At 70.2% G+C, this 12340-nt stretch carries 10 protein-coding genes and 4 pseudogenes; 10 read left to right on the plus strand and 4 right to left on the minus strand.

Annotated elements, in window-relative coordinates:
- Positions 1–102: 102 nt before the first annotated feature.
- Entirely contained in the window at positions 103–720 is a 618-nt protein-coding gene (locus ABT057_RS01030; RefSeq protein WP_352340121.1) for a MerR family transcriptional regulator, read from the minus strand.
- Positions 721–838: 118 nt separating this feature from the next.
- On the opposite strand from ABT057_RS01030, the gene ABT057_RS01035 reads away from it, so the two are divergent.
- From ABT057_RS01035 to ABT057_RS01050, 4 genes are all read left to right on the plus strand, one after another.
- Entirely contained in the window at positions 839–1129 is a 291-nt protein-coding gene (locus ABT057_RS01035) for a DUF3291 domain-containing protein (RefSeq protein ID WP_352340123.1), read from the plus strand.
- A gap of 28 nt (positions 1130–1157) precedes the next feature.
- On the plus strand, positions 1158–2600 hold the full coding sequence (locus tag ABT057_RS01040) for an MFS transporter (protein ID WP_352340125.1): 1443 nt from the start codon (positions 1158–1160) through the stop codon (positions 2598–2600).
- A 167-nt stretch (positions 2601–2767) separates the two neighbouring features.
- On the plus strand, positions 2768–4222 hold the full coding sequence (locus ABT057_RS01045; RefSeq protein WP_352340126.1) for a glyceraldehyde-3-phosphate dehydrogenase: 1455 nt from the start codon (positions 2768–2770) through the stop codon (positions 4220–4222).
- Between the two features lie 275 nt (positions 4223–4497).
- Complete coding sequence (locus tag ABT057_RS01050; RefSeq protein WP_352340584.1) at positions 4498–5490, plus strand: LacI family DNA-binding transcriptional regulator; 993 nt, start codon at positions 4498–4500, stop codon at positions 5488–5490.
- A 175-nt stretch (positions 5491–5665) separates the two neighbouring features.
- On the opposite strand, the pseudogene ABT057_RS01055 reads toward ABT057_RS01050, so the two are convergent.
- Positions 5666–6079, minus strand: a pseudogene (locus tag ABT057_RS01055) (IS110 family transposase); the annotation flags it as partial.
- A gap of 37 nt (positions 6080–6116) precedes the next feature.
- A complete protein-coding gene (locus ABT057_RS01060) occupies positions 6117–6347 on the minus strand; it encodes a hypothetical protein (RefSeq protein WP_352340128.1) in 231 nt (76 codons plus the stop codon).
- 394 nt (positions 6348–6741) lie between these two features.
- Between ABT057_RS01060 and ABT057_RS01065 the strand changes: the two are divergent.
- Positions 6742–7039 (plus strand): annotated as a pseudogene (locus ABT057_RS01065) (hypothetical protein).
- A 188-nt stretch (positions 7040–7227) separates the two neighbouring features.
- Here ABT057_RS01065 and ABT057_RS01070 read toward each other — a convergent pair.
- Positions 7228–7905: a DUF4232 domain-containing protein gene (locus ABT057_RS01070; RefSeq protein WP_352340130.1), complete on the minus strand. Its 678-nt coding sequence runs from the start codon at positions 7903–7905 to the stop codon at positions 7228–7230.
- Between the two features lie 547 nt (positions 7906–8452).
- Between ABT057_RS01070 and ABT057_RS01075 the strand changes: the two are divergent.
- From ABT057_RS01075 to ABT057_RS01095, 5 genes and pseudogenes are all read left to right on the plus strand, one after another.
- Positions 8453–8962 (plus strand): annotated as a pseudogene (locus ABT057_RS01075) (phosphatase PAP2 family protein); the annotation flags it as partial.
- 274 nt (positions 8963–9236) lie between these two features.
- Positions 9237–9509 carry an ABC transporter permease gene (locus ABT057_RS01080; protein WP_352340132.1) on the plus strand — a complete coding sequence of 91 codons (273 nt, stop codon included), beginning with the start codon at positions 9237–9239 and terminating at the stop codon, positions 9507–9509.
- Between the two features lie 43 nt (positions 9510–9552).
- The gene (locus ABT057_RS01085) at positions 9553–10296 is read left to right on the plus strand and encodes a hypothetical protein (RefSeq protein WP_352340134.1); all 744 of its coding nucleotides are present in this window, start codon (positions 9553–9555) and stop codon (positions 10294–10296) included.
- Positions 10297–10302: 6 nt separating this feature from the next.
- Complete coding sequence (locus ABT057_RS01090) at positions 10303–11691, plus strand: hypothetical protein (protein ID WP_352340136.1); 1389 nt, start codon at positions 10303–10305, stop codon at positions 11689–11691.
- Between the two features lie 412 nt (positions 11692–12103).
- Positions 12104–12181, plus strand: a pseudogene (locus tag ABT057_RS01095) (transposase); the annotation flags it as partial.
- Positions 12182–12340 lie beyond the last annotated feature (159 nt).

A 12340-nucleotide genomic window follows, 5' to 3' on the forward strand; every position in this document is an offset into this window, starting at 1 on the left:
TACCACCCGCCGACGCCGTCGGGCGCGAGAGTGCCGTGGACGGCGGTGCGGCCCTCGTGGCGGACCTCGGTGAGGCACCGTCATTTCTGTGGGGTTCGGCCGTCAGGTCGTGTGGCGGTGTGCCGACTCGTTCTCCTGGGCCATGCGCCGCAGGGCCATCAGCGCGGGTTCCAGGAGGACGGTCAGCAGCAGGGCGCGTTCGGCGGTCTCCAACGGGTCTTCGAGCCCCTTGAGCTGGTCGAGATCGAGGACCGCGGTGCGCTCGGCGAGGTGCGCGTACGGCAGGAGGGTCCGCCAGTCGAGCGGGACACCCAGGGCGCGCAGTGAGCGCAGGGTCTCGGCGAGGGTGGTGCGGGCGGGCGCCTTCTCATGCACGTCCCAGCCCAACTCCTCGACGAGGGCGTCGACTTCGGCCGACTCAGGGGCGTCCTCGGCGGGCTGGTCCCCCACCCGGACCGAGCCCAGGGCGAGACCCAGCAGTCGGTGGGTGTCGCCGGTGTGCTCGGCGAGGGCGTCCAGCACCTCACGGGTGGTGCTGACGGACAGGCCCCGTACGCCGGTCAGGGCGCGAATCAGGCGGAGCCGGCGCAGATGCTGGTCGTCGTACTCGGCCTGGGTGGCGGCCGTCTGGCGGCCGGGCGGGAGCAGGCCCTCGCGGAGGTAGTACTTGATCGTCGTCACGGAGACGCCGCTGCGGCGGCTCAACTCGGAGATGCGCATTCGGTTCCGCTCCGACTTCGTTCGGCCCCGCACTTGAAAACTGGATACCTCTACTGTCTAACATAGATAGTAGAGGTATCCAATATTTCCCCGTGTCTTCGGAGAGAAGGCCGCAGCCATGCCCACCCTGCGCTGGACCACTGTCAGCACCCCCGCATCCGACACCGACGCGTTCGCCATGGCGTCCCGGTTCGAGGTCCGCTCGCTCGACGACGTGCCACGTGTCTTCCTGAAGTCCCTGCTCGCGTGGAAGCAGGTGTCCGGCGCGCCGGGCGCGTACGGCGCCTCGCTGATCGCCCAGCCCCTCGAGCGCACCTTCACCTTCTGGCAGGTCCCCGCGGCGGACCTGCCGATCGACCGGGAGGACACCCGGCGGCGCCTCGCGGAGCAGGAACGCGCCGGTGCCTGACACCCCTCACCCGAGAGAGACCCTCACCATGACGCTGTCCGAAGAGAACCCCGTCCTCGACGGGGCGGCCGCCTCCACCCCGTCCACCGAGGGCCGCCGGGCACCCCTCTGGCCGGCGATCGTCGCGGCGAGCGTGCCCATGTTCATGGTCGCGCTCGACAACCTCGTCGTCTCCACGGCCCTGCACACGCTGGCCGTCGACCTGAAGGCGAACACGCAGGAACTGCAGTGGTTCGTCAACGCGTACGTCCTGAGCTTCGCCTGTCTGCTGATGACCGGGGCCGCGCTCGGCGACCGGTTCGGGCGGCGACTGGTGTTCGTGCTCGGGATCGCCCTGTTCACGCTGGCCTCGATCGGCTGCGGCCTCGCCGACACCAGCACCCAGCTGATCACCTTCCGTGCCGTCCAGGGCTTCGGCGCGGCCGCCGTGATGCCGCTGTCCCTGACCCTGCTCTCGCAGGCGGTGCCCGAGCGGCTGCGCGGCATGGCGCTCGGCGTGTGGTCCGGCGTGAGCGGTCTGGCCGTGGCGATGGGCCCCGTGGTCGGCGGCGCCGTCCTGGACGGCCTGGACTGGCGGTGGATCTTCTGGATCAACGTGCCGGTGTGTGTGATCGCCATCCCGCTGGTGCTGTTCGCGCTCCGCGAGAGCTCGCTGCCCGGCGTCCGGCTGGACCTGGTCGGCATGGCGCTGGCGGCGACCGGTCTGTGCGCGGTGGTCTGGGCGATCGTGCACGGCGAGGCGGACGGCTGGACCTCGGGCAAGGTGCTGGGCGCGTTCGCGGCGGGCACGGTACTGCTGGCGGTGTTCGTCGCCTGGGAGGCCCGGGTGTCCGAGCCGATGCTGCCGCTGTCCTTCTACAAGGTGCGCTCCTTCACCCTCACCAACATCGTGTCCGCGACGATGTACTTCGGCGTCTTCGGCTCACTGTTCCTGCTCGCCCAGTTCCTCCAGATCGTGCCTGCGCGCACCCCACTGGAGGCGGGGGTGCGCACTCTCGCCTGGACCCTGATGCCGATGTTCGTCGCCCCCGTCGCCGGCCTGCTCACCGACAAGGTCGGCGGCGGCCGGCTGATGGCACTCGGGCTCTTCCTGCAGGGCGTCGGCCTGGGCTGGATCAACCTGGCCGCCGACGTCGACACGGCGTACTCGTCCCTGGTCGGGCCCATGATCGTGGCCGGTACCGGCATGGGCTTCGTGTTCGCACCGACGGCCGCGGTCGTGCTCGGCTCGGTCGCCAGGGAACACGCGGGCAAGGCGTCCGGCGCCAACACCACGGTCCGCGAGATCGGCGGCGCGCTCGGGATCGCCGTGCTGAGCACGGTGTTCGTGGCGTACGGCAGCACCGAGAGCCCGCAGCAGTTCGTCGACGGCCTGCACCCGGCGGTGTGGATCGGTGTCGCGGTGGTCTTCGCCGGCGCGCTGTGCGCCCTGGCCGTCCCGCGCCGGCAGCGGGCGCCCGAGGAGGCCTGACCCCACAGCCCCGCCCTCCCCCGACCGGAGACCGGGGCGGACGCCTCCGCCCTCCCCCGCCGAGGCGTCCGTTCCGGCCCCCTGCACACCTGAGCGGACCCCCGCTTGAATGATCAAATGACCATCGGGTTAGCATCTGAGCGCCACCTAGCTCGAAAGATAGGCCCGTGACGCTCAACGACGACTCGTTCACCAACTGGAAGAACCGCGAGGAGATCGCGGAGTCGATGATCCCGATGATCGGGAAGCTGCACCGCGAGCGGGACGTGACGATCCTGCTGCACAGCCGCTCCCTGGTGAACAGGTCGGTGGTCAGCATCCTCAAGACCCACCGGTTCGCCCGGCAGATCGCGGGCGAGGAACTCTCGGTCACCGAGACCCTGCCGTTCCTCGAGGCCCTCACCACCCTCGACCTCGGCCCCTCGCAGATCGACATCGGCATCCTCGCCGAGGCCCACCGGGCCGACGACCGCGGTCTGTCGGTGCTGGAGTTCACCGCCGAGGCCGTCGCCGGCGCCACGGGCGCGAACAAGATCGACCGCCGCGAGCCGCGCGACGTCGTCCTGTACGGCTTCGGCCGCATCGGCCGGCTGGTGGCCCGCCTGCTCATCGAGAAGTCCGGCTCCGGCAACGGTCTGCGGCTGCGCGCCATCGTGGTGCGCGGCGGCGGCGAGCGGGCCGCCGAGGACATCGTCAAGCGCGCCTCGCTGCTGCGCCGCGACTCCGTCCACGGCCAGTTCCAGGGCACGATCACGGTCGACGAGGCGAACAACCGGATCATCGCCAACGGCAACGAGATCACGGTGATCTACGCCGACGACCCGACCGAGGTCGACTACACCGCGTACGGCATCCGCAACGCCGTCCTGATCGACAACACCGGCAAGTGGCGCGACCGCGAGGGCCTGTCGAAGCACCTGCGGCCCGGTATCGACAAGGTCGTCCTCACCGCGCCGGGCAAGGGCGACGTCCCGAACATCGTCCACGGCGTCAACCACGACACCGTCAAGCCGGACGAGCGGATCCTGTCCTGCGCCTCCTGCACCACCAACGCGATCGTCCCGCCGCTGAAGGCGATGGCCGACGAGTACGGCGTGCTCCGCGGCCACGTGGAGACCGTCCACTCCTTCACCAACGACCAGAACCTGCTGGACAACTACCACAAGGCCGACCGCCGTGGCCGCTCGGCGCCGCTGAACATGGTCATCACCGAGACCGGCGCGGCCTCCGCAGTCGCCAAGGCGCTGCCCGACCTCAAGGCGCCGATCACCGGCAGTTCCATCCGGGTCCCGGTGCCGGACGTCTCGATCGCGATCCTCAGCCTGCGGCTCGGCCGCGAGACCACCCGCGAGGAGGTCCTCGACCACCTCCGCGAGGTCTCGCTGACCTCGCCGCTGAGGCGCCAGATCGACTTCACCACGGCGCCCGACGCGGTCTCGATGGACTTCATCGGCTCACGCCACGCCTCGATCATCGACGCCGGCGCCACCAAGGTCGACGGCGACAACGCCATCCTCTACCTCTGGTACGACAACGAGTTCGGATACTCCTGCCAGGTCGTCCGCGTCGTCCAGCACGTCACCGGGGTGGAATACCCGACGTATCCGGCGACGAGCCTCTGAGGGCTGTCCAGCCGCGTCCACCCGGCCGGGCGGTGGCGCGGCGCGCCGGGGTGATGGGGGCGAGGGCGGCAGGAAACGTTTTCTGGCTTCCGGTAAGGCGCTTTCCCGTCTCGGCACCCCTGGTGCCGACCCCGATGCAGTAACGTCGGGCCGTGACGGATCACGCAACCGCAGACAGTGCGGGCCGACGTCCCACGGGCGGCGGAAAGCGCCGCCGCGGCACCGCCGGCCAGGACAAGCCCAGCACCATCCGCGACGTCGCCGCCAGGGCCGGCGTGTCGGTGGCCACCGTCTCGCGGACCCTGGCCGGCAACTACCCGGTCTCCGAGGCGACCCGGGCCCGGGTGACGGCCGCCGTCGAGGCACTGCACTACGTGGTGAACGTGCACGCCAAGGCGCTGTCGGGCGGCGTCCCCGGCCCCGTCGCGCTGGTCATCCGCGACATCACCGGCCCCTCCCTCGCCCATGTGGCCGCCGGGGTCGAGCAGGAGGCGGCGGCCCGCGGGCGGCTCAGCCTGGTCTGCGCCACCCACGGGGACCCGGCCCGCGAGGACGACCTCGTCCAGCTGATGCGGGAGCAGCACGCGGCCGCGGTGGTGCTCGTCGGCGGCGCGGACATCGACGACGCCTACCACGCGCGCATGGCCGGATACGCGAAGGGCCTGGCCTCGGCGGGGTCCCGGCTGGTTCTGGTCGGCCGCCCGCCGCTGCCCGGGGGCCTGCCGGCCACGGTGATCGAGTACGACAACCGCGGCGGTGCCTTCCAGGCCGCCACCCATCTGATGGCCGCCGGGCACCGGCGCGTCCTCTTCCTCGGCGGCGAACCGACCCTCAGCACCGCCCAGGAGCGCCGGACCGGCCACCAGGACGCGATGCGCGCGCACGGGGTGCCGTACGAGAAGGAACTGGACGTGCCCGGTCCGTACACCCGCACCTCGGGCTATCTGCGCACCCGGAACGCCCTGCGCGCCGGGGTGGAGTTCACGGCCGTCTTCGCGGGCACCGACATGGTGGCCCTCGGGGCGCTGGCCGCGCTGCGCGAGTTCGGCCTCGGCGTGCCCGACGACGTCTCGGTGATCGGCTACGACGACGTGCCGTTCGCCGCCGATCTGACACCGGCCCTGACCACCGTCCGCGTCCCCTACGAGGACCTGGGCCGGACCGCCGTACGGCTGGCGCTGGAGCGGGAGGAACGGGTCTCCGGGGACGACCATGTGGTACTGAGCACGCAGCTCGTGATCCGGCAGTCGGCGGTGCCGCGGGGCTGAGCCGCGCGCGGAACAGGAGGCCTTCAAGGACGTTCCGGGCGTCAGGGCTCAGTATCATGCGCCGAACTCGAAACCTGTGCAGTCCGCATTACTGGAGTGCGGGCAGTGCTCGCTGATGCTGGTGAAGCCACGGTTCTAGAAATCTCAGCCACTGAGCCAGCCGCGCATGTTTGGCTCAGAGCAGCAACCTGATCTCGGCGGATCCCGCGTTCGAGGGTGGAGATGGTGGCGGGCCAGGGTGTCGGGTGCGGTCCGTTCCTTTGAGCCGGCCGTATGCGGCGCGGATGGCCTCGGGGGCGGTGATGAGGAGGTGGCCGATCTGGTTCAGGGCTGCGGTGCGGGCCTTGACGGCGGAGCGGGCGGCGTTGTGCAGAGCGCGTATGCCGGCGACGGTGTCGTCCTTGGGGGCACTGGAGGCCCGTCCTGACAGGGCGGCGCGGGCGGCGGCGTAGGCGTCGATGGGGTCGGACTTGCCGATGCGGCGGCGTTCGGCCCGGTCGGGCCGGTTGACCTCGATGACCTGCAGGCCCGCCGTGCGGGCGGCGCGGGTGAAGCCGGCTCCGTAGGAGGACGTGCCCTCCACGCCTAATCCGCTGTGGTCGACCCCTGAGCGTGCCGACCGCCACTCAAACCCATGGGTCGGTCAAGTTGGTTACGGTGATGTCCTTGGTCAGTGCCTTGATCAAGGACTTGCGTCGGCGTTCCGGGATGTCCATCCACTGCACGAAGGCCCAGTAGTAGTACCAGTTGCCTACCTCGGGCATCGCAAGGTCGCGCTTTAGCAGCTCGCCGCGAGACGTGAGCCATATGCACTTCTCGTCCGGGCCGAAATCCGCGCAATAGAGCTTCCAGCCCACACGGTCCTGATAGCCGATCGTCCGGCATCCGCGTAGTCCTCCGCTGCCCGGCGCGCCAGATACTCGCGGATGAGTTGTGGCCCAACCTCGCGCTCACGTACGTGTATACGCCGCTCGATCGGGTCCATGCTCCCCCCATGGCCGCTTCTCCCTAAGCTCTGGGAGTGCCGGCGCCAGCATCCTGCGCCCGAAACCGGAGCCACAAGACCCCCTACCCCCGGCCCGGGTTTCACCGCGACGGCGGTGAAACCCGGGCCCTTTTCGCGTTCCGGACCCTGGTGCAGCGCGGCCCCGGCAACCAGGGAGGCCGCCTTCCACCACCGCGCCCGCCCGAACTGGCGGATCACCGCGGCGACCACGACGCCGGCGCAGCTGACCCAGCACGGCTGGACGGATGAACGGAGACGAGCAGCTGGTGAACGGCCACGTTCTACGGCGCGGACCACGACGCCCTCAACCCTGGCCCGCTCCCGCACCGGACCTACGCCGAACTGGTCGGCGGACCGCTGGACGGCCTGCTGCTGGACATCCACGGATGGCGGACCGTGGAAGTCGACGACGGGGTTGCCCTGGCCACCGAGCTCGGGCGGTTCCCCGGGGGCCGCGCCCTGTACGACCCGCGCCCCGGTGAACCCCGCACGCCCGGCGCGGGTGTGAGCTGCCGCTTCTACTACTCCGGCGACACGCCCTGAGCCTCGCCCTGACCACGAGCCCGACCACGGCAGGCCAGAGCACTGCTCGCCCCCACCGGCTTACCTACGACCGGCCCTCGGTCAGCTGGCTGGCAGTGTTCTCGATCCACAGCAGCGTCCACTCGACTTCGCTCATTACCGGCATCCCCGGTACGCCGCAGGGCCGGGGAGTGACGGCACGGGGCGACTCAGAGGAGGGGGCCGACGACGTCCGCGGCCTTGGTGTGCCAGTTGCTGACCATCGGCGCTTCGACCTCGTTCGAGCCGGTGTCCAGGGTCAGCGGGTTGTCGTCGTCGTCGGAGACCGAGACGATGAGGCCGTCGTACTGCGGGGCGTCGTTGGTGTTGGTGGGCTTGGTGACCACACCGGCGTAGGCGGTGGTGGTGCCGCTCAAGGTGATCTGGTCGTCGCTGTACCGCTCGGCGGCCGAGGCCTCCGTGCCGTCGGAGCCGAAGGCCACGACCGGGTGGGACTGGGGCAGGGTGCAGGTGATGCCGGACTTCGCCTTGACCTTGATCAGGTAGTAACCGCCGCCCTGGGTCTCGAGGTTGTAGCTCCAGTCGAGGTCGTTGGAACCGCAGGACTGGCCGACGCCGGTCTTGTCCCAGCCCGTGTCGCTGTCGTCCGAGTCTGAGGAGCCGGAACCGGAACCGCCCGAGGTGCTCGAACCGCTGCTGCCCGTGCTGCCGGTGGACGCGGTCGGGGTCGACTGGCCGGAGGCGCCCGAGGCGCTCGCGGAGGCGGACGCCCCGGAGGACCCTTCGTCCGACGCCGACGCCGTGATGTCGCCCTTGCACGCGGTCATCAGCAGGCTCGCGCCGAGGACGGCGGTGACGGCGAGGGCGTTGCGCAGACGACGGTTCATGGCGGGGTTCCCTTCCAGGGCAACGGACGCGGGGCACTGGGTGGTTGTGCTCGTTTACCGCGTTCTTACGATCATGATGATGATCACTCGGACCCGGTTGGTTCGTCGCGTCTCACATCCAGGACTCCGCTGTCACGCGCCTGTGACACGACGTCAGCGAACCGCGGGACGAAAGGGGACACACGCCGGCCAACGACGCGCTGACGCGCGATCGCGGGCGCGCGTACGGCCGGCGGCCCGGAGCAGATCCCGGCGGCGGGCTACGCCAACGTCGTGTCAACGCGGACCCGCCGCTACCTGGATGCCACCGACAACAGCGTCCTCACCGGCGACCCTGTGAAGCTCGCCGCCACCGTTCGCATCTCCACCACCACCGCTCCCACACCGCACTCGGCGGCCGGCCACCGATCAGCCGTGTCAACAACGCTGCGGGTCAATACACCTGGTGCCTTAGCCGGCAACGTTTGCCCTGTTGTGACGTGACGCGCCGTCCGGGTGCCGTGCCGGGCGGCGCGTGGCCGTCACCCTGGCTGGGTGGCGGAACGACCTGAGCGTCCTCGGTGTCCTCCACTGGCGGCGGCCGGTCGACTGCCGCTGGGCGCGCGCGACCCTCGGTTTCGCCACGCTGCTCGCCCTCGTCGGCTTCTGGCTCTACCCGTTGGCCCCGCCGCGCCTGATGCCGGGCCTCGGCATCATCGGCACGGTGCACAGTGTCCAGGACTTCTCCAAGCCGGACTACGGCACGCTCACGGCGCTGACCAACCAGTACGCGGCGACGCCCTCGCTGCACTTCGGGTGGTCGCTGTGGTGCGGGCTCGTCATCGCGATCGTCGCGCCGAAGTGGTGGATGAAGGCGCTGGGGCTGCTGCATCCGCTCTTCACCGTCTCCGCGATCGTCGCCATCGGCAACCACTGGGTGCTGGACGCCCTGGGCGGGGCGGCGGTGGTCCTCGCCGGGTTCGGGCTGTCGTACCTCTTCATGGGGCCTCGGGCGAGGTCCTTGCCGAACTCCGCCGCACCGGCACGGACAAGGAGGAACAGCGTCCGGTCACGGTGACGGGCGGCGCGGCTGCGCCGGGCTGACTCCGGTTCAGGTTCGGCCTGAGGCAGCCGGGCGGGCCACGGCTCCGGTTTGACCTGAGGCAGGGGTGCACGGAGACTCGTATATGTAGTGCATATGCCTCGTAGGTGCACGTTGATGCACCCGGCCGGTGCCTCGCGCAGTCGGCGTCGGCGCACCACGCAGTTCCCCCGTGGCGGCCCAGTCCCCCTTCCTGTTCTCAGGGCAGCGGTGTCGACGGGCGCCGGAACCCGAGAGGGGAGGCTACGAGATGGCTTTCCATGCTCTGCCTCGTCCGAGCCCGATGCGCAAGCGTTTCTGGGTGGAGACCGTCCTGGGCGGCCTTTCCGCGCTGCTCTTCCTGGTGACACTCATCTGGCGCGACTGGATCGAGATCGTCTTCGGCTTCGATCCGGATGCCGGGAGCGGCGTGGTCGAATGGCTCATCGTGGCCGTCACGGCCCTGATCGCCGTCCTGTGCGCCCTCGGCGCGCGGATCGAGTGGCGCAGAACTCATCCGGCGACCGCTTCCACCGCGCGGTAGACGCGCGGTGGGCGAGCGGTGCCCAGGGGAAAGGAGGAACGCCATGCCTGAGGATGTCACCGAACTGGTCCGCAAGGCCCCGCTGAGTTTCCTCGGGACGGTCACCCGTCTCGGTGACGCGCGGATGGCGAACGTGCCGGCCGACGAACGGACGGCCGTGGTCCAGGTGGACGAGGTACTGCACGCGCCGGACGCCTTCAGGCGGCTCGCGGGCAGTGAGGTCACCGTTCAACTGTCGGACGAGATCGATCCGCCGGTCGTCGGAGAGGCGGCCGCTTTCTTCACCCGGGGAACGGTCTACGGCGAAGGCCTGGCCGTCGCGGAAGTCGGCCGGTTGCCCGCCGACGCCGTCCAGGAGCATGTCTCCCTCGCGGCCAGGACAGCCGACGCGATGCCGTTCTCAGCGGTGCAGCGCGACATCGCGGCCACCGACATGGTCGCCCATGCCGACGAAGCGGACGCGGTGGTCGTCGGCACCGTCGTGGCGCTGGAACAGATGGGCGGCGAGCCGTCCACGGAGCACGCCCCCGACTGGTGGCGCGCGCAACTCGACGTGGGGTACGTGGAACAAGGGGAGCTGTCCCCGGGACCGGTCTCCGTGCTCTACCCCAACAGCCTGGACTTCCGCTGGTACGAGGTGCCCAAGCCGAAGGCCCAGCAGGAGGGGATGTGGATCCTGCACGCCACGGAAGGTGACCTGAGCAAGTGGGCGCCGTACCAGCTCCTGCACCCCGAAGACCGTCAGCCGGTGCAGAAGCTCGAAACCCTGCAGTCCGCGCGGAGGTGAGCCCACATGTCCACCCTCGAGGTCGTCAACATCACCCCTGTCGCGCTGAGCGGCGACGTCAGCCAGGACGGTGAACCGAGTATCGCGGTCAACCCCGAGCGGCCGAACGAGATCGTCGCGACCGCGTTCACCCCCGATCCGATGGGCGGTCCCCTCGCCCCGGTCTACGTCTCGACCAACGGCGGCGACACCTGGACGCTGCGAAGCATAGTCCCCGGCGGCGCCGACGGCCTGGGCACCGGGGACATCTCGGTCGGTTTCGCCTCGACGGGAGGCGCCCTGTACGCGGGCATCCTCAACGGGCAGGCAGCCGTGGACGGCATCACCCGTATGCAGATCCTGCGCTCGACGGGCATCGGCTCGACCGCGCCCATGGCGATTCTCGTCTCGCGGGACCAGGAGGACCAGCCGTGGGTGGTGGCCGGGAGCGTCCGCGTGAACGGCGGCACCCGCGACCGCGTCTACGTCGGCAACAACGACTTCGGGCAGAGCACTTCGCGGACGGCGACCGTGGACGTCTCGGACGACGCCCGTACCGCGCCGGCACCGGCCGGGTTCACACCCACCCCGATCGAAGCGCGCCCCACCTCGGGACAGGACGGGCCACCGGTACGGATCGCCCTGCATCCCGACGGGACCGTGTACGCGGCCTTCCAGAGCTGGCAGGCCCGCAGCGGCTCGAACGTCACCTTCGACGTCGTGGTCACCCGGGACGACAACGGAGGTGTAGGGCCGTCCCGGTTCCAGGATCTGACGGACACGGTGGACCACACGGTCGGCCAGCGGGTGGCGACCGGGAGGTTCGTGAAGTTCAACGCGATCATGGGACAGGAGCGCCTGGGCAGCGATCTCTCGATCGCGGTCGACCCCACGGACTCGGGCAGCGTCTGGGTCGCGTGGTGCGACCGCGTCGGCGGACTGACGGGGACCGACTACACCCTGCATGTACGGCATTCGACCGACCACGGCCAGCACTGGTCGTCCGACGTCCGCACCATCACCGATGCCAAGAACCCGGCGCTGGCGGTGAATTCGGACTCCCTGACCGGCCTGGCGTACCAGCAGTTCACGCACGCACAGTGGGTGACGGCGATCGAGCTGACCGCCGACGACTGGCAGAGCCCGGCGGAGCATCAGGTGCTGCACCAGGCGCTCGCCAATGTTCCGCAGCGGCAGGGGCTGCCCTTCCTCGGCGACTACATGCGGCTGCTCACAATCGGCCGGGACTTCTACGGCGTGTTCTCGGGGAACAACACCCCCGACCACGCCAACTTCCCGGCCGGTGTGTCGTATCAGCGCCACGCGGACTTCGTACACCACCAGTTGCTGGATCTGGACAACGTCACGCGGGTGCCGCCGTCGATCGACCCGTTCTTCTTCCACCGGGCCGCGTAGCCGCGAGCCGCGCGGTCGGTCCAGGATTGTCCGGGGCTGTCCCGGGCGCGGCTGCCGGCCGTTCCTTACCGCTCCGGGCCCCCGAGGGTGTGCAACTCCAGGTCCGGGCGGTGCGCCTGGGCCAGCAGGCGTAGGCAGGTGAGCGGGCTGTCCCGTACTGGGCGGCGGGTGACCGCCACGCCCATCGCCTACGCCCGGCTCAGGCGATGGGCGTGCAGGAGGATCACTAAGCGGGTCAACGGGCTTTGTTCCTCCGGGAGTTCGGCGACGACCCGGGTCGCCTCGCGGAGGATCCGGGTCGCCTCGCGGAGCGTGGCGTGGGCCGTCGCCGCCGTGGCGGAGAGCAGGGAGCGGACGCCGGGAGGTCGCGGCCGTGCTCCGGGTCGGAGCGCAAGACGCCGTGCTTCTCCACGCGATCGTCTGCGACAACTTTTCCCCGCATCTGACCACGAAGAGGTGCCAGCGGGTCGGCACCTGGGCGGCCGCGAACACGGCACACCGCACCCGGGACAACGCCGCTCGATCAGCGGCCCGCCGGCCCTGGCCACCCTGTCAGCCCAGACCTGCCCAACGGCCCAGAAAGCCGGTTCGGAAACGGGCACTCACGGCCCGTTCGACCGGATGCCTCGCGCAGGGGCAGGAAACCTTA

The organism is Streptomyces sp. NPDC002588 (assembly GCF_040295925.1).
Taxonomy (GTDB): domain Bacteria; phylum Actinomycetota; class Actinomycetes; order Streptomycetales; family Streptomycetaceae; genus Streptomyces.